Source organism: Rhizobium sp. CBN3 (assembly GCF_030518245.1).
In the GTDB taxonomy this organism is placed as follows: Bacteria; Pseudomonadota; Alphaproteobacteria; order Rhizobiales; family Rhizobiaceae; genus Rhizobium; species Rhizobium aethiopicum_A.
Genome location: NZ_JAULSE010000004.1, coordinates 39,242 through 63,980, shown reverse-complemented (window position 1 = coordinate 63,980; position 24,739 = coordinate 39,242). Strand labels below are relative to the sequence as shown.

The following is a 24,739-nucleotide window of genomic DNA, read 5'->3' as shown; positions in this document are numbered from 1 at the left end:
GCTTAGCCGACCCTTCGCACCAGCTCTTGCGGTTCGATGCCCTCAAGCCAGCCGCCGGTAAAGCCGGCGCGCTCGAGCCCGAGGCGGATGACCGACGATTGCCGCATCAGCTTCCAGATGAAGTCGGAACGCTCGTTTTCGATGGTCATGACGACAAGGCCCTGGTCGATGCCGACGGTGCGGTCGTCGACCCAACCCTCCGGACGTTTGGTCTGCACGGTCGGATTGAAGCCGCCGGGGAAACCGCCTTCCAACAGCAGGTTCGGATAGGTTGTCAGCAGCGCCTTGGTGCCGTCGAGAGCCGCCTGCCGGTCATAGGGCAGGCAGGCAAGTGCGGCCCAGGGGGCGATCGTGCCGTCATCAGGTCCGAGCGGCGCGCCGCGGGCGGCATAACCCAGAACCTTCGGCTGCCGGCCGCCGCGCATGCGCCGGGTGGGCGGTGGGCCGTCGCAGGCGGTAAAGCCCCAGACATTCCTGTTGTAACCGACGAAACCGCCGGGATTGCGCTCGGCATAGTCGCGCTGCATGTTGATGACCACCTGGGTATTGCGGAAGTAATCCCAGTTGCGCTCCATCATCGGTTTGTCCTGGATGCCGCGGAAATCGATCCAGGCATGCGAGAAGAGATGAATGAAAAGCGGGCCGGCATAGAGGTACGGCTGGTCACCGAACATCATCCAGGAATAGCTTGACGTGAAGGCGTCGTAACTCGACTGCGGAAGGGGATGGGTCGGCGAGGCGAGCGCCAGCGCATAAAGGATGATCGCCTCGTCGAAACCGTGATAACGCCAGCGCAGGAAGCCCGACGAAGGCTTCCAGCCCATGGAAATCGTGTCGCCCTTGTTCAGTGCCCAGCGCCAGTCGACGCGTTCGTAGATGAAGGTCGCGAGCTCACGGATATCAGTCTCCGTCTCGTCGTCGCGATTGAAATATTGCGCTGAGGTCAGCACGCCGGCGATCAGCAGCGCGGTATCGATGGTCGAAAGCTCGCTGTTCCAGGCGCGATTGCCGCTATCCATGTGGAGGAAATGGTAGAAGAAGCCGCGATGGCCGGTCGCGTGGCGCTCTTCGCCCTGGCGCGCCTCGGCGAAGAAACGCAGCGTATTGACCGTGCGCTCGGCTGCTTCCTTGCGGCTGATCCAGCAACGCTCGACGGCAACGGGGTAGGAGGAAAGGGCGAAGCCGACAGCCGCGATGCTCGCCGGCACGCCGGCGATCGAGGTATCGGCCACAAGGCCATTTTCGGGATTGGAATATTTCAGGAAGTACTTGAAAGCCGAATGCTGCAACCTGTCGATGAGGGCTGCATCAATGTCTTCGATCCGTTGCAGCATAGGCTCCTACCCAACTGTTGCATCGACCCATGCTTGAACATGGTGGTCGTCCCCGGGCAAATCAAACCTTTTTGATTCGCAGGGATAAGAGAACACAAACGGAGGCGGTCGGTCGTTAACAATTATCGGTGAAATAATATCTAGCATAAGTCATATAAGCGGTGCAGCAAAAGCACGGCCGCGCACCGCATCGGCACAGCTTATGTCAGCCGATACTTGTTGCCTACAGGCGCTCTGGAAAGCGGCTCGCTATCGTCCGACAGCATAGGCCTGCATCAGGCGCGGGGTGGCTGCGGCGCGCATCAGCCCGTCGGCATCGCGCCGCGCGGCGGTCAGCCGGCCGATCGTCCAGGCATCGGTGATCGTCAGCTTGTGGCCCTTTCTGGCGAGCGCGTCGAGCACATCCGGACCGAAACTCTCTTCCGTCATCAGGCTGCCGGGTTCTCGGCTGCGCGGATAGAAGGAGCTCGGAAAATGAGCGGTATGAAAGAGCGGCTGATCGATCGCCGCCTGCAGGTTCAGCCGATGATGGACGTGCCGCAGGAAGAAGGAAAGCTGCCATTGCTCTTGCTGATCGCCGCCCGGCGTGCCGAAGGCAAGGGTCGGGCGGCCTTCATAGAGGCCGAGGGAAGGCGTCAGCGTCGTGCGCGGCCGTTTTCCCGGAGCAAGCGAGGTCGGCAAGCCAGGCTTCAGCCAGAACATCTGGGCGCGGGAATTGAGGCAGAAGCCGAGGCCGGGCACGGTTGGCGAAGACTGCAGCCAGCCGCCGGACGGCGTGACGGAGACCATGTTGCCGTCACGGTCGATCACGTCGATATGCACGGTGTCGCCGCGCTTTTCCGACAGATGCGCCATGGTTGGCTCGTAGACGGCGCCGGTCTTGGACTCGGCGCCGAGCATCTTCATCGTTAGGTCATGCTGCGCTTCGAAACCCGGAATGACGCCGGGGCGAAGATCGAAGGAGGCATCCGCGCGGACGAGTTTGCGGCGTTCGGCAGCGTAGCTCTCCGACAGCAGATGCGCGACCGGGATCTCGGAAAAACTGGGATCGCCGTAATAGACCTCGCGGTCGGCAAAGGAGAGTTTCATCGCCTCGACGACGGTATGAACGAAATCGGCGCCATCCGGTCTCATTGCGGCGAGGTCGAAGCCCTTCAGGATCGACAGGGTCTGCAGGAAGACAGGCCCCTGACCCCAGGGACCTGTTTTGGCGATGGTCCAGCCGTGATAGTCATAGGTCAGCGGCTCCTCGATCGTCGCCGACCAGTTGGCCATGTCGCTTGCGGTGAGCACGCCCTTGTGGCGGTTGCCGCTTGCATCCATCACTTCGGCCGTCTTCAGGTAAGCGTCGATCTTTTCGGCGATGAAGCCGCGATAGAAGGCGTCGCGGGCCGCCTGCACCTGTGCTTCCCGGCCGCTTTTTGCCTCGGCTTCGGCAATGACGCGCTTCCAGGTTTGCGCCAGCGCCGGATTGCGGAAATTCGCCTGCGCTTCGGGAACGCTACCATCAGGCAGCCAGGTTTCGTGGGAGGTCGGCCATTCCTTTTCGAAAAAAGCCGCAAGCCCCTTGATGGTCGCTGCGACGCGCGGCAGCAGGGGATGGCCGTGCTCGGCATAATAGATCGCCGGTTCCAGCACCTCGCGCACGCTCATCGTGCCGTAGTCGCGCAGCATCAGCATCCAGCCGTCGAAGGCGCCGGGAATGACCGTCGCAAGCAGGCCGTCGCCGGGGATCAGAGTCAGGCCTTCCCTCGTATAGTGCTCGATCGTTGCGCCGGCAGGGGCAGGCCCTTGGGCGCAGATGACCTCGACCTTGTCCTTCCTCTTCGAATAGATCACCGCCGGCAGGTCGCCGCCGGGGCCACAGAGATGCGGCTCGACGATCTGCAGCACGAAGCCGGTCGCCACCGCCGCGTCGAAAGCGTTGCCGCCCTTTTCGAGAATGCTCATGCCGACTGCGGAGCCGATCCAGTGCGTCGAGGTGACGACGCCGAAAGTGCCGAGAATTTCAGGACGGGTCGTAAATCCGGTCATGCCGAACATCCTTCCTTGGGAAATCATCTCCCGTTCGGATCGCTGGGACTCAAGCCTCTGGCGAGCGCGCGGAGAGGAAGACCTGCGGCTCGAAGGCAAAATCCTTGTCGAAGGGATAGGTCGGACGCTGCTTGCGCAGCCGCGGCAGACGCTCGACGAACTGATCGACTACGCCCTCCGACAATGCCATCAGGTTGGGATTGGCGATCGGCGCCAGTTCCGGCGAGAGATAGCCCGATTTGACGACGATGATCCTGGCGCCATGCGGGTCGAGGCCGAGCCGAGTGAAGTCGGCGATAGTGTGGTACGGCCGCCGTTTGGCCGACAGCACGAGATCGATGCCACCGATTGAAACGACTGCCTGCCGATCGGCGGGGTCTGGGGTCTCATGCAGGAATTTGACGATGAAGCGCGCGTTGACCGGTCTGCTGCCCTTGCTATCGAGCGAGGCGCCGACGCTCAAGACAAGCTGCGCACCGACACCTGCGGCATAACAGGCTTCGGTCGCCGCCTTGTCGGCGATACCGGCAAAGACGACGCCGTCAGCATCTTTGGCGATCAACTCGGCCAGGACATCGGCCCGGTCCCCGACGCCGCCACCTGTCGGATTGTCGCCGGATTCGGCGAGCACGACGGGAGCGGTCGGACTGGCGATTGCTTTGACAACGCATTCCTCGACCGAACCGGTCTCGCAGCCGAAGACAAAGTCTTCGCGAACATCCCAATAGGCCTTGGCGAGGCGCTTCGCCTCACGCTCCAGCACGGCACGGTCGGTGCCGGTCATGATAGCGGCGGCCGTGGCGCGCGGTTCGTCGGCCCAGACGTAACCGACCATCAGCGACGCATCCCAGACACCATCCATCGCGTCGATCTCGGGCAACCTGGCATAGAGGCTCTTCGCCGGCTCATCGACGGTGCTGGTGCGCTCGCCGGGCAGGACGACCGGGATCGGCGCCCAGAGGACGAACGGCCTCACGCCGGTTTTCAGGCTCTTGACCAGCATCGAGACCGAGCGGCGCATCGTCTCTTCGACATCGATATGCGGGGCGGTGCGATAGGTGGAGTAGATGTCGAGCGCATCAATGATGCGCTGGGTGACGTTGCCGTGCAGGTCGTAGCTTGCCGAGACGGTGCATTCCTCGCCGACGAGTGCGCGGGCCGCACCGATCCAGTCGCCTTCGGCATCCTCCATGCCCTCGACATACATGGCGCCGTGCATGGCAAGGTAGAGACCGTCGAGCGGCAGCAGCGGCTTCAGCCGCTCGAGAAATTCGCTCTTGAAGCCTTCATAGGTGGCGCGCGAAACCGGCCCGCCGGCAATGGCGCGGGCATGGACCGTCGGCAGGAACTCGGCATCATAATCCTTCAGAAAAGCGAAATAGGGCGATTCCAGCAGCCCTTCCCCGCGCAACACCCGAAAATCCTTCTCCTCGTTCAGAACGGGATTGTATGTGCTGCATTCGGTATGAATGCCACCGACGGCGATGCGCATGGGAAACCTCGGTTGATAGTGGGAGCAATCAGGACGGAATGGGTGGCGATGAGATCAAGATGGAGGCGAGAGGACGCGCCGCCACTATCCGATCCTGATGATAGTTCGCAAAACGTGCCGATCAACCGCATTGCATGACAAAATCGATCCGGGTCGATCCTGAAATATCTTTTCGATGACTGACGGGGAAGAAATTGCGTCGACGTGCGGGCAAGATCGCTCACTAGGCGCAAAGCGACCGCGACGTCGGCGACAACAGTGCGACATCGATACTCCGCCAGCACCGGCTGTCCATCCATGGATAAATCTCCGCCGTCCAGATCGGATTCTGCCGCAATCGATGCTGGTAGGCGGCTGCACCGCTTTGATCCGCGTGAGCTTCAAACCAGACGAACACCGTTTCTCCCTCGCGCACCGGCAGGCGGGGAAAACCGTTCCTGCTTCGCTCGGTCATAAACACCGCCTCGATCCGCGCACCGGCGGCCAACATGGCCGGCATCGCCCTGTCGCGGAAAAATTCCGAAAAATCTTCTTCCGTTCCGGGCGCGAGCGAACAGATGTTTACGACGATCAGCCCTTGTGCTTCCGCGCGCTCCGCCTCTTTCTCCCGTGGCAGGTTATGCGCAAACGGAAGAACGCCGGCCGCCGGCTTCAGCAGCAGGACATCGTCCGAGTTCAGCATTGTCGCGTTGGCGGCCGGTCCATGCTCCTTCCACACCGGCCCCGAATAGAAGGATTCGAGCGAATCTGTTCTGGCGTCCATGTTCTTGAAGGAGCGAACCCACACAAAACAATCGGGATCGCCGAGATCGCGAAACTCCCCTTCGACGCGCATGCCCAACGCCTCCTGGGGCTCAACGAACTCGCGATCAAACAGGCGGATCAATGCCTCTCTGCGCTCGGTAAGAAGCCGATAGCGGCGAAGCTCGAATATGATGTGAGGGTCCATGGTTTTTCCTGACAGGTCGATCATCCTGTTTTATCACAGGACAATTGACCTGTTTTGTCAAGCTGCTAGAGTGAGGGTCGATTTCACGTGAGACACAATGATCGAAAACAAGAGAACCAATGACCCCGAAGGCGTGCGCCGCCGGATCATCGATGCCGCCTATGACGCCTTTGTCACGCAGGGTTATCTCGCGACCGGCATGCTGGAGCTGCGCGAGCGGGCTTTCGTGTCCGGCGGCGCGATGGCGCATCATTTCCCTGCAAAGCGCGACCTCGGACTTGCAGTCATCCGTGATCGCGTCGCTGCCGCCGTTCGGCAGACATGGATCGAGCCGCTGCGCAGATGTGCGGATGCGCCAACCGCCATAGATCTGATTTTTGAAGCCATCATAGGCGAACTGACGCAAAAGGACCGGGTCTCCGGTTGTCCGCTCAACAATATGGCAATGGAAGTTTCCCAGTCTGACTCCGAAATGCGAGTTCTTGTCGATGCCGTGTTCGCAGCCTGGCATCAAGCGCTCTCCGTCAAGTTTGCGGCAGATCTGGAAGCAAAACGCGCCATCGGGCTCAATCCACGGACAGTCGCAACGCTGGTCATCGCCGCCTATTCCGGCGCCATGACAATGGCAAAGACAAGCCAGGATGTCGGCCCGCTCAACGACTGTCGTGCCGAACTGGCGGCGCTGCTGGCGGCGAACTACAGTCGACCTTGACCGGTGAATCGAGGCGAGCCGATTTCGCCGGAAAAATCAGACTGTGCAGCCGGAATGGACAAGTGGATGAATGGCGGAGAGGGTGGGATTTGAACCCACGATACCCTTGCAGGTATGCCGCATTTCGAGTGCGGTGCATTCGACCACTCTGCCACCTCTCCGCGGTCTTGGTCGGCGCTTGTTCGGCGCGGGCGTTCTCATAACGGGCATATGACAGGTTGGCAAGCCGAAATCTCAAGCTTTTCCATCCTTTTGCCTTGACACCTTTCGGTCACTCGCGTATCCCGCATCCGCAATAGGAGTGGAGTAGTCCGCCCCTTGCCCGCCTCGCGCTCGCGCGGGGTTTCACCGGCAGACCAGAATTCCGGGCCAGTACCCTGAAATCCCTGCTCAACTTCGACTGATAAAAAGACAGCCACCTGCTTAGCGGGGAGCGCTGGAACGAACATGAAAGGATAAAAAATGTTCGCAGTCATCAAGACCGGCGGTAAGCAGTACCGTGTGGCAGCCAACGACGTGCTGACCATCGAGAAGCTTGAAGCATCCGCTGGCGATTCCATTGAATTCACCGAAGTCCTCGTGATCGGCGAAGGCGCCGACGCGGCGATCGGTGCGCCCTTCGTAGCCGGCGCCTCCGTCAAGGCGGAAGTCGTCGACCAGACCCGCGGCAAGAAGGTCATCGCCTTCAAGAAGCGCCGTCGTCAGAATTCGAAGCGTTCGCGCGGCCATCGCCAGCATCACACGGTCGTCCGTATCACGGACATCGTGGCTGCCAAGTAAGATCAACGGGTTTCAGGTTTAAAGGAGAACTCCAATGGCACATAAAAAAGCTGGCGGTTCCTCGCGCAACGGTCGCGATTCCGAATCCAAGCGCCTTGGCGTGAAGAAGTTCGGCGGCGAAACCGTCATCGCAGGCAACATCATCGTGCGTCAGCGCGGTACGCAGTGGCATCCCGGTTCCAACGTCGGCCTCGGCAAGGATCACACGATCTTTGCACTTACCGCCGGCAATGTGGACTACCGAACGAAGGCCAACGGTCGCGTCTACGTGTCTGTCATGCCGAAAGCGGAAGCAGCGGAATAAGCCGGTAGCGCTCAAAAACAGCCGGCGTCTCATCGACCCGGCTGACCGTACCAGGTTCAGTCCAGAAAACAGGGGAGATGGGGCGCCATCTCCCCTTTTTCTTTGTCCAAACAGGAGGACTGAACATGCAAGGCGAATTGATAAGGGTAGACCAATCACGGTCTTCCCGGGAAGACCAGCGGTCTTCCAAGGAACGGCTGAGGCCGGAGCGGTTAAGGACCGATTGCCCTGTCTTGTTATCGGAACGGCTCGTCATGCGCGCGCCCCACGAAGAAGACATCGACGCCCTTGCCCATCTCGCCAACAACGCCAAAGTCGCCACCATGGTATCGCGTATGCCGCACCCCTATACCGCCAATGATGCCGCCGACTTTGTTTGGCGTTCGCGAAATGGCGAGATTGGCAAGTGCGTCTATGCCATCACCAAAGCCGAAAACGGCGCCTTCATGGGGTGCTGCGGCGTGGAACCGCATAGCGACGGCAAGACCGTCGAGATCGGTTACTGGCTGGGTGAGCCCTATTGGAACCAGGGCTACACCACCGAGGCCTGCCATGCCCTCGTCGATATGGTGTTCCGGACGCGGCAGGACGTCGACCAGATCGACGCCCGTTGCCGGGTGATGAACGTCGCCTCGCGGCGTGTCATCCAGAAGTGCGGTTTCCAGTTCCAGGGTTCGGGGCTTGCCGCCTCGCTCGCGCTCGGCAGCAACGTGCCTGTGGAATGGTACAGGCTCGACCGCAAGACCTGGATGTCGCTGAGAAGCTGGGGGAACATCGCATGAGCACGACGGCACTGCAAAGGCCGGGCACCAGTCCGATGATGCCCGGCCCCGCGCCGGTCATCCCGACTGCCCGGCTGACGCTCCGCCCCCACCGGCTGAGCGACGCACCCGCCATCGCGGAATCGCTGTCCGATTTCGCGGTAACGCGCATGCTTTCCCGCGTCCCCGCGCCGTTCGACAGGCAGGATGCGCTGGACTGGCTGATGCCGGTCACGTCAGGCACCCTGCCGGACTGGTCGCTCGCGATAACAGGCAAGGACGATGTCCATATCGGCACCGTCTCGATCGAGCTGCGCCACGGCCGCTGGCATCTCGGCTACTGGCTGAACCGCTACTACTGGCGGCGCGGCTATATGAGCGAGGCGGTGGCGGCGATCATCGAGCGCTTCTCGCGCCGCATGCCGGAGACGCCTGTCCATTCCGGTGTCTTCGCCGACAACCCGGCTTCGCTGCGATTGCAGGAGAAGCTCGGTTTCCGCATGGCGGGTTGCGGCGAAATCTATTGTTTCGCCCGCAACACCATGGTGTCGCACATCGAAACCGTGCTGCAGCCGGGCGCGCTGCAGCCGCGCAAGGTGGCTTAGTCAAACAGGAGGCGCCGCCGGCTCGGCGGCGTCTTCGTCAATCGCCGATCTCGACCCAGACAGGAAAATGATCGGAGCCGAGGGATTGCGTGTCGATCCGCGCGGATTTCAACCGGCCCTCCAGGCCGCAACTGACGAAACAATAGTCAAGATGCATGCGTTTGCCGTGATCTGCCGGGTCCATCCAGCTGTAGCCTCCCGGACGATAAGCCCCGAGCGCCGCAAAGGCGTCGATCGGCGTGCCGATTCTGGCGACGCGGCCGTAATAGCCGCCGCCGGCGCCGGCAAGCGCACAATATTCCGGCGATTCCGGCTCCATGTTGAAGTCGCCCAAGATCATAAAGTCTTCTGGCAGCGGCAGCTCCGGCAGATCAAGCTCGCCACCGCCGGTCAGCGATCCGCCCTCCTCGACGAAGGCGTTGATACGCACGTTCAAGAATTGCAGCTGGCGGATGCGCTCGTCGGCCGAGACATGGTCGAGATGCACGGAGTAGAGACGGATCGCGCCGCCCGGGAGGGCGATCAGCGCCTCGGTTGCGCCGCGCTGCAGGTTGATCTTGGCGATCGTCCGGCTGCGTGGCAGAAGCAGCGTCCGCGTCGACAGGATCGGCCAGCGCGACAGCACCATATTGCCGAACTGAAAACGCGTTCCGCGCGCCGGCTGCAGGCCGCCTTCACCCCCATCGATATGTATGTCGCAGGCCGGCCCATACGCCCAGAAATGGTCGGGAAACAAAGCGGCAATCTCGGCCACCATGTCGGCAAAACCGTTGCGCCAGAAACCGCGGGTCACCTCCTGCAGCGCGATGACATCGGCGCCTTCGAGGCTCCGGGCAATCCGCGCCAGATCGTATCGGCCGTCGAGACCGAAGCCGTACTGTATGTTATAGCTCACGAAATTCACGATAATCTTTGACCTCCGTCGGAACCGCCTATATCGAATGGGCCAAGACGGGCCGTCCAACTGCCACGGAATATTGGAAGTAAAATGAAATTTCTCGACGAAGCAAAGGTCTATATCCGATCCGGAGATGGCGGCGCGGGCAGCGTTTCCTTCCGGCGCGAGAAATTCATCGAGTTCGGCGGCCCCGATGGCGGTGACGGCGGACGCGGCGGTGATGTCTGGGTCGAGGCCGTCAACGGCCTCAACACGCTGATCGATTTCCGCTACCAGCAGCATTTCAAGGCGACGATCGGCACCCATGGCATGGGCCGCAACCGCACCGGCGCCAACGGCGGCGACGTGACGTTGAAGGTCCCGGTGGGAACCCAGATCTTCGAGGAAGACCGGGAAACGATGATCTGCGACCTGACCGAGGAAGGCCAGCGTTACTGCCTCGCCCATGGCGGCAATGGCGGCTTCGGCAACGCCCATTTCAAGACCTCGGTCAATCAGGCGCCGGATTGGGCCAATCCCGGCCTGCCCGGCGAGGAAAAAACCATCTGGCTGCGGCTGAAACTGATTGCCGATGCCGGCCTAGTCGGCCTGCCCAATGCCGGCAAGTCGACCTTCCTGGCATCGGTTACCCGCGCCCGGCCGAAGATCGCCAACTACCCCTTCACCACGCTGCACCCCAATCTCGGCGTTGCCACCATCGACGAGCGGGAGTTCATTCTTGCCGATATTCCGGGCCTGATCGAAGGCGCCCATGAAGGTGTCGGCATCGGCGACCGTTTCCTCGGCCATGTCGAGCGCACCCGCGTGCTGCTCCACCTCGTTTCCGCCCAGGAAGAAAAGGTCGGCAAGGCCTATAAGACGGTCAAACACGAGCTCGAAGCCTACGGCAACGAGTTGACCGACAAGGCCGAAATCGTGGCGCTGTCGCAGATCGACGTGCTCGACGAGGCCGAACTGAAGAAGAAGACGAAGGAACTGGCCAGGGCCTGCGGCAAGACCCCCTTCCAGATCTCGGCCGTTACCGGCAGGGGTATGACCGAGGTTCTGCGTGCACTGCGCGACATCATCGTCGAGAACAATGCCGAGGAGAAGCCGGCCAAGGCGCCGAAACTCCGGCATCGCGACATGGTCGTCAGTGAAGACGGCACGGACGAGGATGGGGCCGATGACCAGCCGTAAGCCGCTCGGCCGCTACCGCCGCATCGTCATCAAGATCGGCTCTGCCCTGCTGGTCGATCGCAAGGCCGGGCTGAAGAACGCCTGGCTCGATGCCATGTGCGCCGATATATCAGGCCTGAAGGCCAAGGGTATCGACGTGCTCGTCGTTTCATCAGGAGCCATCGCGCTCGGCCGCTCGGTGCTCGACCTGCCCTCGGGGGCGCTGAAACTGGAGGAAAGCCAAGCCGCCGCCGCCGTCGGCCAGATCGCGCTGGCGCGCGCCTGGTCGGAGAGCCTGTCGCGCGACGAGATCGTCGCCGGCCAGATCCTGTTGACGCTCGGCGATACCGAGGAGCGCCGCCGCTATCTCAACGCGCGCGCCACCATCAATCAGCTGCTGAAGATCGGCGCCGTGCCTATTATCAACGAGAACGACACGGTCGCGACCAGCGAAATCCGCTATGGCGACAACGACCGGCTGGCCGCCCGCGTGGCGACGATGACCGGCGCCGACCTGCTCATCCTTCTCTCCGATATCGACGGCCTCTATACCGCGCCGCCGCATCTCGATCCGAATGCGACCTTCCTGGAGACGATCGCCGAAATCACCCCGGAGATCGAGGCGATGGCCGGCGGCGCCGCCTCCGAGCTTTCGCGCGGCGGCATGCGCACCAAGATCGATGCCGGCAAGATCGCGACTGCCTCGGGCTGCGCCATGATCATCGCCTCGGGCAAGACCGACAGCCCGCTCTCGGAAATCGAAAACGGCGCCCGTTCCTCCTGGTTCGCCCCCTCCGGAACGCCCGTCACCGCGCGCAAGATCTGGATCGCCGGTCAGTTGCAGCCGGCGGGCGAACTGCATGTCGATGACGGCGCCGTCACGGCGCTCGGCGCCGGCAAGAGCCTGCTTCCGGCCGGCGTGCGCAGCATTTCCGGCCTCTTCAGCCGCGGCGACACCGTGGCGATCATCGGCCCTGCAGGCCGCGAGATCGCCCGCGGCCTGGTAAGCTACGATGCCGAGGACGCCCGCCGCATCGCCGGCCGCAAATCGGCGGAGATCGCGGCCATTCTCGGTTATGCCGGGCGCGCCGCCATGGTCCATCGCGACGATATGGTGACGAACGCGCAGATCCGGTCGAAATCGGAAAGGCAGAAGAAGGACGCGAGCTATGCTTGATACCGTTGCGCCGGGCCCTGAAATTGATGCGCTGATGAACGACATCGGCCGCAAGGCGAAGGCATCAGCGCGACCGTTGGGCTTTGCCTCCACCGAGGCGAAGAACAAGGCCCTGAACGCCATGGCCGACGCGATCCTGGCGAACAAGGCGCATATCTTGGCCGAAAACGCCAAGGATCTCAAAGAAATCGAAGGCAGCGAAACGCTTGCCTCCTTCGTCGACCGGTTGACGCTGAACGAAAAGCGCATTGCCGAGATGGCCGAAGGAATCCGCGCCATCGCCGCCCTTGCCGATCCGGTCGGCGAAGTCATCGCCGCCTGGGACCGGCCGAACGGCCTGAAGATTGAGCGCGTCCGCACGCCGCTCGGCGTCATCGGCGTCATTTTCGAAAGCCGGCCGAACGTCACGGCCGATGCCGGCGCGCTCTGCCTCAAGGCAGGCAATGCGGTCATCCTGCGCTGCGGCTCGGATTCGCGCCGTTCATCGCATGCTATCCATGCCTGCATGGTCGAAGGCCTGAAGGCGGCGGGACTTCCGGAGCATGCGATCCAGCTCGTTCCGGTCACCGACCGCGCCGCCGTCGGCGCCATGCTGCGCGGCCTCGAGGGTGCAATCGACGTCATCGTGCCGCGCGGCGGCAAGAGCCTGGTAGCCCGCGTCCAGAGCGAAGCGCGCGTGCCGGTCTTCGCGCATCTCGAAGGCCTGTGCCACATCTATGTCGATGCATCGGCTGATATTGAGATGGCGAAGAAGATCGTCGTCAACGCCAAGATGCGCCGCACCGGCATCTGCGGGGCGGCCGAGACGCTGCTCGTCGATGGTGCTGCAGTCGGCACGCATCTGACGCCACTGCTTGAGGTGCTGACCGGCGCCGGCTGCGAGATCCGCGCTTCGGCGGCGGTGCTGAAGGTTGCGCCCGGCCTCAAGCCCGCGACGGAGGAGGACTGGTCGACCGAATATCTCGACGCGATCATCTCGGTCGCTGTGGTCGACGGCATATCGGGCGCGATCGCCCATATCCAGAAATATTCGTCCAACCACACCGAGGCCGTCATCGCCGAGGATCCTGCTGTCGTCGAACGTTTCTTCACCGAAGTCGATTCGGCGATCCTGCTGCACAACGCCTCGACCCAGTTCGCCGACGGCGGCGAGTTCGGCATGGGTGCGGAAATCGGCATCGCCACCGGCAAGATGCATGCCCGCGGCCCCGTCGGTGTCGAACAGCTGACCTCCTTCAAATACCGGGTGCGCGGTGCCGGACAGACCCGACCCTGACGTGACGACGGATAAGCTAGACCGACGTTATCTCCGCATGCCGCACAGCGAGCGCGGCATGGTCGTCGGTCTGTTCGGCGGGTCGTTCAATCCGCCGCATGAGGGCCATGCGCTCGTCGCCGAAATTGCCATCAAGCGGCTCGGTCTCGACCAGCTCTGGTGGATGGTGACTCCCGGCAACCCGCTGAAAAGCCGCAATCTTCTCGCGCCGCTCGCCGAGCGCATTGCCGAAAGCGAGCGTGTCGCCGCCGATCCGCGCATCAAGGTCACGGCTTTCGAGCAGGCGCTCGGCGTCAGCTATACCGCTAACACGCTGGCCCGCATCAAGGCCCGCAATCCGCATGTACATTTCATCTGGATCATGGGCGCCGACAGCCTGCAGACCTTTCACAAATGGCAGAAATGGCAGGAGATCGCCCGCACCTTCCCGATCGCTGTAATCGACCGGCCGGGCGCGACGCTCTCCTACCTCTCGTCGAAAATGACGCGGACCTTCGATTTCGCCCGCATCGACGAAGACGACGCACGTGTTCTCTGGAAGAAGCGAGCGCCGGCCTGGACCTTCATCCACGGGCCGCGCTCCGGCCTGAGCTCGACGGCCATCCGCAACGGCGCATTGCCCTGCGCAGTCGGATAGTTGATTTTCAAGGAAATCCCGGAAACGAGAAAGCCCGACGGGGGAGGAGATCCGTCGGGCTTATAAACTCGATCGACAACTGGGAGGAGGAGTGTTGCCGATCCTGTCGAACGGCTATGGGAGGAGGAGAAAGCCGTTTCGATGGATGTGTTGTACCATATTCCGCGGGAAGGTGAATATCATTTTGTGCAATGCAGCAATGCGGACGATGCAATACTGCGGATGCGAAGCCCTGGAACGCTGCCGTTTTAATCGGCAAGCCCTGAAAACAGCGTCTTTGCCCCTGCAGTCCTCCGGCGGACCGATCGCGATCCGCGGCTCATTGCAGCCCATCTTCTTCTCAGAAAGCAATGCACCTCATGAAAAGGCTAGGCCGATTGTCCATCGATACGGTTATATTTTCTTGGATATATCCCTAGCAAAACCATGAGCCTCGTTATATTCCTTAAAATATTTCGAATCCTGGTGAGTGAAAGCATGCAGAACCGCGGCCGATGGATGAAACTGGCAACCGCCGCGATCGCGGCTCTCTGGTTAGGCGCGGCAGCGCTGCCGGCGCCGGCCTCAGCCGCTGAAAAACTGACCGTCTTTGCCGCGGCGAGCCTCAAGAACGCGCTCGACGCCGCCAATGCCGCCTGGGCCAGGGAAAGCAGCAAGGAAGCCGTCGCCTCCTATGCGGCGAGCGGGGCGCTTGCCAAGCAGATTGAAAACGCTGCCCCGGCCGATATCTTCATTTCGGCGGATCGCGATTGGATGGATTATCTCGCGGAGAAGAAGCTGATCAAAGCCGACAGCCGTTCGGACCTGCTCGGAAACCGGATCGTGCTCGTGGCCGAAAAGGACAAGGCTAAGCCGGTCGAGATCAAACAGGGTTTCGATCTCGCCGCTTTGCTCGGTGACGGCAGGCTTGCCATGGGTCAGCCGAAATCGGTTCCGGCAGGCAAATACGGCATGGCCGCACTCGAAAAACTCGGCGTCTGGACATCGGTCGAAAGCAAGGTCGCCGGTGCCGAAAGCGTGCGCGCCGCCCTCGCCCTGGTCTCCCGTGGCGAAGCGCCTTACGGCATCGTCTACCAGACCGACGCGGCGGCCGATAAGGGTGTCGCCATCGTCGGCACCTTCCCGGCCGACTCCCACCCGCCGATCATCTATCCGGTCGCGATGCTTGCCGAGAGCAAGAACCCGGATGCAGCTGCCTATCTCGATTTTCTGAAGTCGGACAAGGCAGCCGCTTTCTTCGCGGCGCAGGGTTTCACTATTCTGAAATAGTCGGCCAGCTAATGTTTCATCATGCTCGGGCTTGTCCCGAGCACTGCAATTGGTTGATGTACAGCAGGTGTTAGGCACCAAGCCACGGCTGCCCCTCACCCTAACCCTCTCCCCGCTCGCAGGGAGAGGGGACGTGCCCTGCGAGACGTTAGCGAGGGACGGAGAGGTTGCGGCGATCCCCCTGCGCCCCGCGGGCCGCGAGAAGGTGCCGGCAGGCGGATGAGGGGCAGGCGTCGGATGATGCCGGATTTTCCAGGGAGACGACTGCAGTTGAACATATTCGGCCTGAGCGATGAGGAATGGACGGCGATCCTGCTCAGCCTGCGCGTGTCTATCGTCGCGATGCTGGCGAGCCTGCCCTTCGGCATCCTCGTTGCCCTGCTCTTGGCCCGCGGCCGTTTCTGGGGCAAGTCGGTGCTGAACGGCATCGTTCACCTGCCGCTGATCCTGCCCCCCGTCGTCACCGGTTTCCTTCTTCTCATCCTTTTCGGCCGCCGCGGTCCGATCGGCAGCCTGCTCGACCAGCATTTCGGCATCGTCTTCTCCTTCCGCTGGACGGGCGCCGCGCTTGCCTGCGCCGTCATGGCCTTTCCGCTGATGGTGCGCAGCATCCGCCTGTCGATCGAGGCAGTTGACCGCAAGCTGGAGGAGGCGGCCGGAACGCTCGGCGCCGGCCCTGTCTGGATTTTCCTGACGATCACCCTGCCGCTGACCCTGCCGGGCATCATCGCCGGCATGATCCTCTCCTTCGCCAAGGCGATGGGGGAGTTCGGCGCGACAATCACCTTCGTCTCGAATATTCCCGGCGAGACCCAGACCCTGTCGTCCGCGATCTACACCTTTACCCAGGTGCCGGGCGGCGATGCCGGCGCGCTGCGGCTGACGCTGGTCGCCATCGTCATTTCCATGGCTGCCGTGCTCGCCTCCGAATTGCTCGCTCGTCTCGCCGGCCGAAGGATCGATCCGGAATGACCCTGATCGTCCAGGCAAAACAAAGACTAGGCGCCTTTTCGCTCGACGCGGCCTTCACCTCCGAAGGCGGTGTGACCGCATTGTTCGGCCGCTCCGGCTCCGGCAAGACCTCACTGATCCGCATCATTGCCGGTCTCGCCCGGCCGGATGAGGGCCGCGTCGCACTTGACGGCGAAACCTTGACCGAAACCGCAGCTGGGATCTTCGTCCCGAAACACCGTCGCCGTTTCGGTTATGTCTTCCAGGAGGCACGGCTGTTTCCGCATTTGAGCGTCCGCGCCAATCTTTCCTACGGCCGCTGGTTTGCCCCAAAGGCGGCGCGCCGCGAGAGCTTCGATCATATCATCGACCTGCTCGGCATCGAGACGCTGTTGGAACGCAGCCCGACAAAACTTTCCGGCGGTGAAAGACAGCGGGTCGCGATCGGCCGCGCCCTTCTCTCCTCACCCCGCCTGCTCTTGATGGACGAGCCGCTCGCCGCCCTCGACGAGGCGCGCAAGGCCGAGATCCTGCCCTATCTCGAGCGGTTGCGGGATGAGACCGAAATCCCGATCGTCTATGTCAGCCATGCGATTGCCGAGGTGGCGCGGCTGGCAAACCAGGTCGTAATCATGCACGACGGCAAAGTGGAGGCGACGGGTCCCGCCGTCGACATATTGAGCCATGCCTCTGCGGCCTCCGACCGCAAAGAGGCGGGCGCGCTGCTCGAAGGCACTGTCGAGAGCTTCGACGCGCGCCATCGCCTGTCGATCGTCGCCCTGAAATCCAACCGGCTGCATATTCCCGGTACCGCCCTTGCATCAGGCAGATCGGTCCGCATCCGCATTCCTTCCCGCGATGTCATGCTGGCGACCGCAAGGCCCGAGGGCCTGAGCGCGCTGAACATTCTTGAAGGCAGAATCGAAGACATGGCGCCGGACGACGACGGAACGGTCGAAATCCGGCTCGATTGCGACGGCGACACCGTTCTCTCCCGCATCACCGCACTGTCCTGCGAGCGCCTCGATCTCCGGCCCGGCAAGACCATCTTCGCCATCATCAAAACGGTTGCCCTGGAAGGCTGATCAACCGTGCTCGCCAAGTGACATGCTCTTGGCTTCGAGCCAGGCGAGGTCCTCGGCAAGACTTGCGCGGAGGGTCTTTTCCATCCGGCGAAACCGCGCGAGCAATTCTTCGCCAAACGGCGTCAACGCCGCACCGCCGCCCTTCTGCCCGCCGCGTTGCGGCTCCACCACCTGTTCTGAGAACATCCGGTTCATCTCGCTGACGAGCAGCCAAGCTCGGCGATAGGACATGTCCATCGCCCGCCCGGCCGCCGAGATCGATCCGGTCGCGCGGATATGCTCCAGCAGCTCTATCTTGCCGTGACCGAGACGATGCTCATTCGGGAAGCTGATTCGCAGGACGGGAACAGGTGTCTTTGCGGCGGGGTCGGTCATCGAATCGAGAAATCGAGGAATTTGCCGCACTTTACGCCCCGGCACGGAAACTGTACACCGACCGCACAAGCAGCCCGAGCGGCAATATTCTTCAATTCGGACGCCAGATCGGATTTTCCGACGCTCTGTATCTTAGCACGTCTTGAAACATTAATGGTTTGATGCCTATCTTAACCATGATCCGGTCCTCATCGGATCTCGTGTTGTGCATGGTTTGTCATTCCAGGAAAGGGAAAAAACTGACAACAGTACACGCCAAGGGAAAAACGCTTGCCGTTGTCCCGAAGAGTGCGGAACGTGGCGCCGATGCCGCTGCCCGCGCCTTAGAAGCCGTCCTCACCAGCCTTGAGGACTCCAAAGCTGAAGATATCGTCACCATCGACATTGCCGGAAAATCGGCGCTTGGAGACTACATGATTGTCGTCTCCGGTCGCTCGAACAGGCATGTCCTGGCGATCTCGGATCACCTGCTCACCGATCTCAAGGACGAAGGCTTCGGTACGGCCCGCGTCGAAGGTCAGGAGGGCGGCGACTGGATCCTGATCGACACCGGTGACATCATCGTGCATGTGTTCCGCCCCGAAATCCGCGAGTTCTACAACATCGAGAAGATGTGGGCGGCTCCGGATATGGATGAAGAAACACGGCACTGACAGGCGGGCCGGCATCGCCCGGCGCCTGAGATGCGGCATTTGACTGGCCGGAACACATGAGAAGCCGGCTGCGGTGCATCGTGTGCCTGAAATGCCGTCACGAGCAGGAGCGGGGAAATGCGAATTGGCCTTTTTGCGGTGGGACGGCTGAAGTCCGGCCCCGAAAAGGATCTTGTGGCCCGTTACCTCGATCGTTTTGCCAAGGCCGGCCCTGCGGTCGGCCTCGAATTCACCCGTGTTGCCGAAGTTGGCGAAAGCCGCGCCTCCAATGCAGAGACCCGCAAGCGCGACGAAGCGGCGATGCTTTCGAAATCACTGGCCGACGGCAGTGTTCTCATCCTCCTCGACGAACGCGGCAAGGCGCTCGACAGCGAAGCCTTCGCAAACCTGCTCGGCAGCTACCGCGACCAGGGCAAACGTGAGCTGACGATCGCAATCGGCGGAGCCGACGGCCTCGATCCCGCCCTTTACGACCGGGCCGACGCCACGCTTTGCTTGGGAAAAATGACCTGGCCGCACCAACTCGTGCGCACGCTGATCGCCGAGCAGCTCTACCGCGCCGTCACCATCTTGTCCGGCCACCCCTATCACCGCGTCTGACCATTCAGGCTCGGTCCATGGCTTTGGCTATGCGTCGCATTGTCACGCAGCCGTGTTTTGCGCAGGCAGGCTTTCTTCTGCAAACTTTCTGGCAAAGCGTGCCAAATCAGCTTAGTCTCCGCGCGATTTGAGAGAGTGCCCGGACACGCATGACGACGACTCCAACCAGGCGACACCGCATGATCCTGCCGGCACTTGCGGCCGGTTTCGGTGTTGCGGTCATCCTCGTCTCGACAAACCCGTTTTCGGTCCGGGCCCAGGATGCCGCCCCGGAAGCGGCGCAATCTTCACACCCGCCGGCAGCCGAGCCGCCGCCGCCCGATCCGGCCGCCGAGCTCGCCGCCAAACGCGATCAGACCCGCGCCGAGCTCGAAACCCTGTCGAAGACGATCAGCCTGTCCTCCGACAAGGTGAGCGAACTCCAGCAGAGTATCGCCAATCTGGAGAAGAGCACGCAGAGCATTCGCCAGGCGCTGATCGATTCCGCCGCCCGCCGCAAGGGACTGGAAAAGCAGATCCTCGAAAGCGAGAAGAAGCTTGCCGACCTCGGCGTCAAGCAGGATGGCATCCGCCGTTCCCTGCATGAACGCCGCGGCCTGTTGGCCGAGGTGCTGGCGGCACTCCAACGCATGGGCCGCAATCCGCCGCCGGCTTTGCTCGTCACACCCGACGACGCGCTTGCTTCCGTGCGCAGCGCCATCCTGCTCGGCGCCGTCGTACCGGGCATCCGCAAGGAAACCGACAAGCTCGCCGCCGATCTCGCAAGTCTGGCCGCGCTGCAGACGGCAAGCGCCGCCGAGAAAAGCCAGCTCACCGCGACGATGACCGACAGCATCGAGGAAGAGCGGCGCATGGACCTGCTGCTTGCCGAAAATGACAAGCTCAGCCGCAGCAACGCCGCCGAACTGGAGGCCGAAAGGAAACGCTCGCAGGAACTTGCGGGCAAGGCGACCAGCCTCGAAGGCCTCGTCGCCTCGATGGAATCGGAGATTGCCTCGGTCCGCGAAGCGGCCGCCGCCGCCCGCCAGGCCGAGGAAAACCGCAAGCTCTTGACCGACGAGCAGCGGGCTCAGGCGAAGGCGCTGGCCGAGAGCGGTGTGCCCGATAAAAACCGCATTGCGCCCGCATATCCCTTCGCAGAATTGAAGGCGAAATTGGAACTGCCCGTGGCCGGCGATGTCCTCCGCCAGTTCGGCGATGCCGATGGCACCGGGCATGAAGCCATGGGAATGACGGTCGCCACCAATCCGGAGACAGTGGTGACGGCGCCTGCCGATGGCCTGGTGGTTTTTGCCGGCGCTTTCCGCAGTTACGGTCAGATGATCATTCTCGACGCGGGCGACGGATACCACCTGGTTCTCTCGGGAATGGATACGATCAATACCCGTCAGGGAAAATTCGTTTTCTCGGGCGAACCGCTCGCCGTGATGGGAGCGAAAAGAGTGGCGAGCGCAACTGCATTGGCGCTGGAAACGGACCGGCCAACGCTTTACATTGAATTTCGAAAAGACGGTAAACCGGTCGATTCCCGACCGTGGTGGACCGCCAAGGACACTGGAAAGGCACGCAATGATTCGTAGGGCTTCTCTTGTTCTGGTCGGCGCATTGATGGGTGCGACCGCGATGAGCGTCATTTATTCGGCAGGTGTGCCGGCAGAAGCAGCCGGATCCTCCACCTACAAGGAACTGTCGGTATTCGGCGATGTCTTCGAACGCGTGCGCGCCCAGTACGTCACGCCGCCGGCCGAGGACAAGCTGATCGAGAATGCCATCAACGGCATGCTGTCTTCGCTCGACCCGCATTCGAGCTACATGAATGCGAAGGACGCCGAAGATATGCGCACCCAGACGAAGGGTGAGTTCGGCGGTCTCGGCATCGAAGTCACGATGGAAGACGAGCTCGTCAAGGTCATCACCCCGATCGATGACACGCCCGCCGCCAAGGCTGGCGTTCTCGCCGGCGACTATATCTCCGAGATCGACGGGCAGTCCGTTCGCGGCCTGAAGCTGGAAGACGCCGTCGAGAAGATGCGCGGCGCCGTCAACACCCCGATCAAGCTGACGCTGATCCGCAAGGGCGCCGACAAGCCGATCGAGCTGACGATCGTCCGGGATGTCGTCGCCGTCCAGGCCGTCAAGTCGCGCGTCGAGGACGATGTCGGTTACCTCCGCATCATCTCCTTCACCGAAAAGACCTATCCGGACATGGAGAAGGCGATCAAGAAGATCAAGGACACCGTTCCGGCCGACAAGCTGAAGGGTTACGTCCTTGACCTGCGCCTCAACCCGGGCGGCCTGCTCGACCAGGCGATCAACGTCTCCGATGCGCTGCTGCAGCGTGGCGAGGTCGTTTCGACCCGCGGCCGCAATCCCGATGAAACCCGCCGCTTCAATGCCGGCCCGGGCGATCTGACGGACGGCAAGCCGGTCATCGTGCTGATCAATGGCGGTTCGGCTTCCGCATCGGAAATCGTCGCCGGCGCTCTTCAGGATCTGCGCCGTGCCACCGTTCTCGGCACCCGCTCCTTCGGCAAAGGTTCGGTCCAGACGATCATTCCGCTCGGCGAAAACGGCGCGCTGCGCCTGACCACAGCGCTCTATTACACGCCGTCGGGCCGCTCGATCCAGGGCACCGGCATCACCCCTGACATCAAGGTCGAGGAGCCGCTGCCGGAGGAACTGCAGGGCAAGATGGTGACCGAAGGCGAATCCAGCCTGCGTGGCCACATCAAGGGCCAGAGCGAAACCGACGAGGGTTCGGGCTCCGTCGCCTATGTGCCGCCGGACCCGAAGGATGACGTTCAGCTGAACTACGCGCTCGACCTGCTGCGCGGCAAGAAGACTGATCCGGCCTTCCCGCCGAACCCGGACAAGGCCGTCGTCGCCAAGTAATCGATCATTGCAAGGCCGGGCACTCGCCCGGCCTTGACCCTTTCTGCTGTTTCCCGGTTTGGAGCGGGCGAGAAAATTGGGAACGGACCTGCATGCGCCTTTGGGGCGCAACCGCAAAACCGGCAGCCGGCGGCCGGGAGTGCTACGCCTTGGCCGCATCGCCGCCAGTCTGTGCCTTTTCGCGATAGGCGGCTTCTCTCTCTATACGGCGTTTCGCGACGACGGGCTCGAACGCAAAAAACCGCCGGCAACCGAGCAAGCGGCAGCGCCCTCTTCCGGCACACCTCAACCAGCACAGACGCCGGCCGGCCAGGCGGCGGACGGCATGCCGCGCGCCGAACCGCGTTCGGGCGCCAATGTCGAGCAGATGGTGACCGGCGACGGCTCCGTCGTCACCAAATACAGCCCCCGCCCCCGCGACGGCAGCGGACCGGTATTGGTTGATGCAATGAAGATCGGCCAGGATCCGCGCATGGCGGCGCTGCCGAACGAGACGCTGCTTGAGGATTCGGCCTATGGCAGGCTGCCGATCGTCGGTCCCGACGGTCGACGGCCGATGGATCAGTATGCCCGTCCCTCGTCCGGCGCCCGCGGTGTGCGCGTAGCCATTGTCGTCAGCGGCCTTGGGCTCAGCCAGACGGGAACGCAGCGCGCCATCGCCGAATTGCCCGAGGAGATCACGCTGGCCTTTGCCGCAAGCGGCAACAGCCTCCAGCGCTGGATGCAGGAGGCTCGCCGCGGCGGCCATGAAATCCTTCTGCAGGTGCCGCTGGAACCGTTTGATTATCCGGCAAACGATCCAGGGCCGGAAACCCTGCTGACCTCAAAACCGGTCGCCCGCAACATCGAGAACCTGCACAAGGCGATGGGCGAGATCACCAATTACACCGGCATCATGAACTATCTCGGCGGCCGCTTCCTTTCCGACCCTGTCGCCATGGAGCCCATCATGCGCGATATCGGCAAGCGTGGCCTGCTCTTCCTCGACGACGGGACGTCGGCGCAGTCGAAAACGGCTGATGTCGCCAAGGGGACCGAACTGCCCTATGCCTTTGCCGATCTGCAGCTCGACGGCCAGCTCGACGTCAACGCCATCCTGAAGAAACTCGACGAGCTCGAACGCATCGCTCGCAAGAACGGCCAGGCGATCGGCATCGCCTCGGCTTTTGACGAAAGCGTCGACGCCATTGCCAAGTGGAGCGAGGAAGCTTCGATGCGTGGCATCGAGATCGTCGGCGTCGCCTCGCTTTCCAACGACCCCAGAACCCCCTGAGATAATGTCCTCAACGGAGAAGAAGATGAGCCAGGCGACCGTGAAAGCCGAGGATCTACCCTATCGCCCATGCGTCGGCGTGATGATCCTGAACCGCGATGGCCTGGTCTGGGCCGGCCGGCGCATCCCCGACGGCAATTCCGAATATGACGGCTCGCCGCAGCTCTGGCAGATGCCCCAGGGGGGCATCGACAAGGGCGAGGATCCCCTGGATGCCGCCTATCGCGAGCTCTATGAAGAAACCGGCATCAGGACGGTGACGCTGCTCGCAGAAGCGCGGGACTGGATCAATTACGATCTGCCGCCGGCGCTGATCGGCATCGGGCTGAAAGGAAAATTCCGCGGTCAGACGCAGCGCTGGTTCGCCTTCCGCTTCGACGGCGACGAGAGCGAGATCGCCATCAACCCGCCGCCCGGCGGCCACGATGCCGAATTCGATGCCTGGGAATGGAAGCCGATGCAGGCACTGCCGGGCCTGATCGTTCCCTTCAAGCGCGCTGTTTACGACCAGGTGATCGCCGAGTTCCATCATCTGGCGGCGTTGCAATCGGAAGACTGATCGAGGTCAAGCGCGCGGAAAGCTGAAAGATTGCGACGCGCTTTTATGAGGAACGCCGGCCGCCGATGCGGCCGGCCTCATGCGAATGCTATTCGGCTTCGTCGGCGGAATCGGCGTTGAGCTGGCCGTATTTGCTTTCGCCGATTTTCTCGAGCAGATCGAGCTGTGTTTCGAGGAAATCGATATGGCCTTCCTCATCTGCGAGAAGCTCTTCGAAAAGCTTCATGGAAACGTAGTCGCCGGCGTCATAACAGATATCGCGCGACTTCTTGTAGGCCGTGCGGGCGTCGTACTCGCCGGCGAGATCGGCTTCGAGGACTTCCTTGACGTTCTGGCCGATGCGCAGAGGGGCCAGGGTCTGCAAATTGGGATGGCCTTCGAGGAAGATGATGCGGGCGACCAGCCGGTCGGCATGATGCATCTCTTCGATGGATTCGGCGCGTTCTTTCTTGGCGAGCTTGGTGTAGCCCCAATCCTCGAGAAGACGATAGTGAACCCAATATTGGTTGACCGCCCCGAGTTCGAGGAACAGTGCCTCGTTAAGCCGCTCGATGACCTTTTTGTCGCCTTTCAATGTCCGCTCTCCTGTTTTCCTCATGGAACTGCTTCAAGCGCGACATGAAATCAAATATCTCCGTCTCCGTCGAGTGGCGGCGGGCGTGATATTCCTCGGTCGTCTGGATAATGATGTCGACAACGTTGGGGAAGCAGCCGCAGCAACGGCCGCGTTTTTCCATGGCGTGGTAGACCTTCGCAGGCACGATAAGCTGCCAACAGTCTTCGTCGAGAAGGTTGGTGATAACCTCCCGGATTTCCTTGTCGGTTATGTAATTGCAGCTGCAGACAAGCACGTCTTCATTTCCAAACATGACACTGACTATCGTGTTTTCTGCTAAAGAAGATGGCGGCTGTCAAGAAAAAATTCGAATCAGCCGGCATCGATTGGAAGCGATGGGGCGCGGCCT

Annotated in this window: 25 protein-coding genes, 1 tRNA gene and 1 pseudogene; 18 read left to right on the top strand and 9 right to left on the bottom strand. The window is 62.0% G+C overall.

Annotation, left to right across the window (positions count from 1 at the left end; all coding sequences use genetic code 11):
- Positions 1–2: 2 nt before the first annotated feature.
- The 4 genes from QWJ46_RS08105 to QWJ46_RS08090 all read right to left on the bottom strand — a co-directional run bounded on the left by QWJ46_RS08105 (position 3) and on the right by QWJ46_RS08090 (position 5,833).
- Positions 3–1,334 (bottom strand): glucoamylase family protein, encoded by a 1,332-nt coding sequence (locus tag QWJ46_RS08105; RefSeq protein ID WP_302750413.1) that lies wholly within the window; start codon positions 1,332–1,334, stop codon positions 3–5.
- A gap of 249 nt (positions 1,335–1,583) precedes the next feature.
- The gene (locus tag QWJ46_RS08100) at positions 1,584–3,368 is read right to left on the bottom strand and encodes a gamma-glutamyltransferase family protein (RefSeq protein WP_302750411.1); all 1,785 of its coding nucleotides are present in this window, start codon (positions 3,366–3,368) and stop codon (positions 1,584–1,586) included.
- Between the two features lie 49 nt (positions 3,369–3,417).
- Entirely contained in the window at positions 3,418–4,860 is a 1,443-nt protein-coding gene (locus QWJ46_RS08095) for a M81 family metallopeptidase (protein WP_302750409.1), read from the bottom strand.
- Between the two features lie 223 nt (positions 4,861–5,083).
- Positions 5,084–5,833, bottom strand: coding sequence for an NIPSNAP family protein (locus QWJ46_RS08090; protein WP_302750408.1), 750 nt, complete (start codon positions 5,831–5,833; stop codon positions 5,084–5,086).
- A gap of 73 nt (positions 5,834–5,906) precedes the next feature.
- Here QWJ46_RS08090 and QWJ46_RS08085 point away from each other — a divergent pair, with 73 nt between their 5' ends.
- Positions 5,907–6,521, top strand: coding sequence for a TetR/AcrR family transcriptional regulator (locus tag QWJ46_RS08085; protein ID WP_302750406.1), 615 nt, complete (start codon positions 5,907–5,909; stop codon positions 6,519–6,521).
- A gap of 71 nt (positions 6,522–6,592) precedes the next feature.
- On the opposite strand, the gene QWJ46_RS08080 is transcribed toward QWJ46_RS08085, so the two are convergent.
- Positions 6,593–6,682: transfer RNA gene (locus QWJ46_RS08080), tRNA-Ser, on the bottom strand.
- 301 nt (positions 6,683–6,983) lie between these two features.
- Between QWJ46_RS08080 and rplU the strand changes: the two genes are divergently transcribed.
- The 4 genes from rplU to QWJ46_RS08060 all read left to right on the top strand — a co-directional run bounded on the left by rplU (position 6,984) and on the right by QWJ46_RS08060 (position 8,971).
- The gene (rplU, locus tag QWJ46_RS08075) at positions 6,984–7,301 is read left to right on the top strand and encodes a 50S ribosomal protein L21 (protein ID WP_007824851.1); all 318 of its coding nucleotides are present in this window, start codon (positions 6,984–6,986) and stop codon (positions 7,299–7,301) included.
- A 34-nt stretch (positions 7,302–7,335) separates the two neighbouring features.
- Positions 7,336–7,605: a 50S ribosomal protein L27 gene (gene rpmA / locus QWJ46_RS08070; RefSeq protein ID WP_302750403.1), complete on the top strand. Its 270-nt coding sequence runs from the start codon at positions 7,336–7,338 to the stop codon at positions 7,603–7,605.
- 125 nt (positions 7,606–7,730) lie between these two features.
- Complete coding sequence (locus QWJ46_RS08065) at positions 7,731–8,387, top strand: GNAT family N-acetyltransferase (protein WP_011427247.1); 657 nt, start codon at positions 7,731–7,733, stop codon at positions 8,385–8,387.
- The gene (locus QWJ46_RS08060; RefSeq protein ID WP_302750399.1) at positions 8,384–8,971 is read left to right on the top strand and encodes a GNAT family N-acetyltransferase; all 588 of its coding nucleotides are present in this window, start codon (positions 8,384–8,386) and stop codon (positions 8,969–8,971) included. The genes QWJ46_RS08065 and QWJ46_RS08060 overlap by 4 nt, the downstream gene beginning before the upstream one ends.
- Positions 8,972–9,008: 37 nt before the next feature.
- On the opposite strand, the gene QWJ46_RS08055 is transcribed toward QWJ46_RS08060, so the two are convergent.
- Positions 9,009–9,875, bottom strand: coding sequence for an endonuclease/exonuclease/phosphatase family protein (locus QWJ46_RS08055; RefSeq protein ID WP_302750397.1), 867 nt, complete (start codon positions 9,873–9,875; stop codon positions 9,009–9,011).
- An 84-nt stretch (positions 9,876–9,959) separates the two neighbouring features.
- On the opposite strand from QWJ46_RS08055, the gene obgE reads away from it, so the two are divergent.
- From obgE to modC, 7 genes are all read left to right on the top strand, one after another.
- On the top strand, positions 9,960–11,048 hold the full coding sequence (gene obgE / locus QWJ46_RS08050) for a GTPase ObgE (protein WP_184454540.1): 1,089 nt from the start codon (positions 9,960–9,962) through the stop codon (positions 11,046–11,048).
- On the top strand, positions 11,035–12,204 hold the full coding sequence (gene proB, locus QWJ46_RS08045) for a glutamate 5-kinase (RefSeq protein ID WP_302750394.1): 1,170 nt from the start codon (positions 11,035–11,037) through the stop codon (positions 12,202–12,204). The genes obgE and proB overlap by 14 nt, the downstream gene beginning before the upstream one ends.
- The gene (locus QWJ46_RS08040) at positions 12,197–13,480 is read left to right on the top strand and encodes a glutamate-5-semialdehyde dehydrogenase (protein WP_302750392.1); all 1,284 of its coding nucleotides are present in this window, start codon (positions 12,197–12,199) and stop codon (positions 13,478–13,480) included. The genes proB and QWJ46_RS08040 overlap by 8 nt, the downstream gene beginning before the upstream one ends.
- 37 nt (positions 13,481–13,517) lie before the next feature.
- Positions 13,518–14,117: a nicotinate-nucleotide adenylyltransferase gene (locus tag QWJ46_RS08035; protein ID WP_302750878.1), complete on the top strand. Its 600-nt coding sequence runs from the start codon at positions 13,518–13,520 to the stop codon at positions 14,115–14,117.
- Positions 14,118–14,594: 477 nt separating this feature from the next.
- Entirely contained in the window at positions 14,595–15,386 is a 792-nt protein-coding gene (gene modA / locus QWJ46_RS08030) for a molybdate ABC transporter substrate-binding protein (protein ID WP_302750390.1), read from the top strand.
- Positions 15,387–15,656: 270 nt separating this feature from the next.
- Positions 15,657–16,358, top strand: coding sequence for a molybdate ABC transporter permease subunit (gene modB / locus QWJ46_RS08025; RefSeq protein WP_302750388.1), 702 nt, complete (start codon positions 15,657–15,659; stop codon positions 16,356–16,358).
- Positions 16,355–17,422 carry a molybdenum ABC transporter ATP-binding protein gene (modC, locus tag QWJ46_RS08020; RefSeq protein WP_302750387.1) on the top strand — a complete coding sequence of 356 codons (1,068 nt, stop codon included), beginning with the start codon at positions 16,355–16,357 and terminating at the stop codon, positions 17,420–17,422. The genes modB and modC overlap by 4 nt, the downstream gene beginning before the upstream one ends.
- On the opposite strand, the gene QWJ46_RS08015 is transcribed toward modC, so the two are convergent.
- On the bottom strand, positions 17,423–17,797 hold the full coding sequence (locus tag QWJ46_RS08015) for a winged helix-turn-helix domain-containing protein (protein ID WP_184454528.1): 375 nt from the start codon (positions 17,795–17,797) through the stop codon (positions 17,423–17,425).
- Between the two features lie 209 nt (positions 17,798–18,006).
- Here QWJ46_RS08015 and rsfS point away from each other — a divergent pair, with 209 nt between their 5' ends.
- From rsfS to QWJ46_RS07985, 6 genes are all read left to right on the top strand, one after another.
- Positions 18,007–18,450, top strand: coding sequence for a ribosome silencing factor (rsfS, locus tag QWJ46_RS08010; protein ID WP_064696433.1), 444 nt, complete (start codon positions 18,007–18,009; stop codon positions 18,448–18,450).
- 117 nt (positions 18,451–18,567) lie between these two features.
- Positions 18,568–19,050 (top strand): 23S rRNA (pseudouridine(1915)-N(3))-methyltransferase RlmH, encoded by a 483-nt coding sequence (gene rlmH, locus QWJ46_RS08005; protein ID WP_302750384.1) that lies wholly within the window; start codon positions 18,568–18,570, stop codon positions 19,048–19,050.
- 179 nt (positions 19,051–19,229) lie between these two features.
- Positions 19,230–20,630, top strand: coding sequence for a murein hydrolase activator EnvC (locus QWJ46_RS08000; RefSeq protein WP_302750382.1), 1,401 nt, complete (start codon positions 19,230–19,232; stop codon positions 20,628–20,630).
- The gene (locus QWJ46_RS07995) at positions 20,620–21,942 is read left to right on the top strand and encodes a S41 family peptidase (RefSeq protein ID WP_003543943.1); all 1,323 of its coding nucleotides are present in this window, start codon (positions 20,620–20,622) and stop codon (positions 21,940–21,942) included. Before QWJ46_RS08000 ends, QWJ46_RS07995 begins: the two co-directional genes overlap by 11 nt.
- Positions 21,943–22,018: 76 nt before the next feature.
- Complete coding sequence (locus tag QWJ46_RS07990; protein ID WP_302750342.1) at positions 22,019–23,215, top strand: divergent polysaccharide deacetylase family protein; 1,197 nt, start codon at positions 22,019–22,021, stop codon at positions 23,213–23,215.
- A 25-nt stretch (positions 23,216–23,240) separates the two neighbouring features.
- Positions 23,241–23,774 (top strand): RNA pyrophosphohydrolase, encoded by a 534-nt coding sequence (locus tag QWJ46_RS07985; protein ID WP_302750341.1) that lies wholly within the window; start codon positions 23,241–23,243, stop codon positions 23,772–23,774.
- 88 nt (positions 23,775–23,862) lie between these two features.
- Here the strand turns inward: QWJ46_RS07985 and bfr are convergent, their stop codons facing one another.
- Both bfr and QWJ46_RS07975 read right to left on the bottom strand, forming a co-directional pair.
- Positions 23,863–24,348 (bottom strand): bacterioferritin, encoded by a 486-nt coding sequence (gene bfr / locus QWJ46_RS07980; RefSeq protein WP_064805736.1) that lies wholly within the window; start codon positions 24,346–24,348, stop codon positions 23,863–23,865.
- Positions 24,314–24,713, bottom strand: a pseudogene (locus QWJ46_RS07975) ((2Fe-2S)-binding protein). Before QWJ46_RS07975 ends, bfr begins: the two are co-directional and overlap by 35 nt.
- Positions 24,714–24,739: the final 26 nt, after the last annotated feature.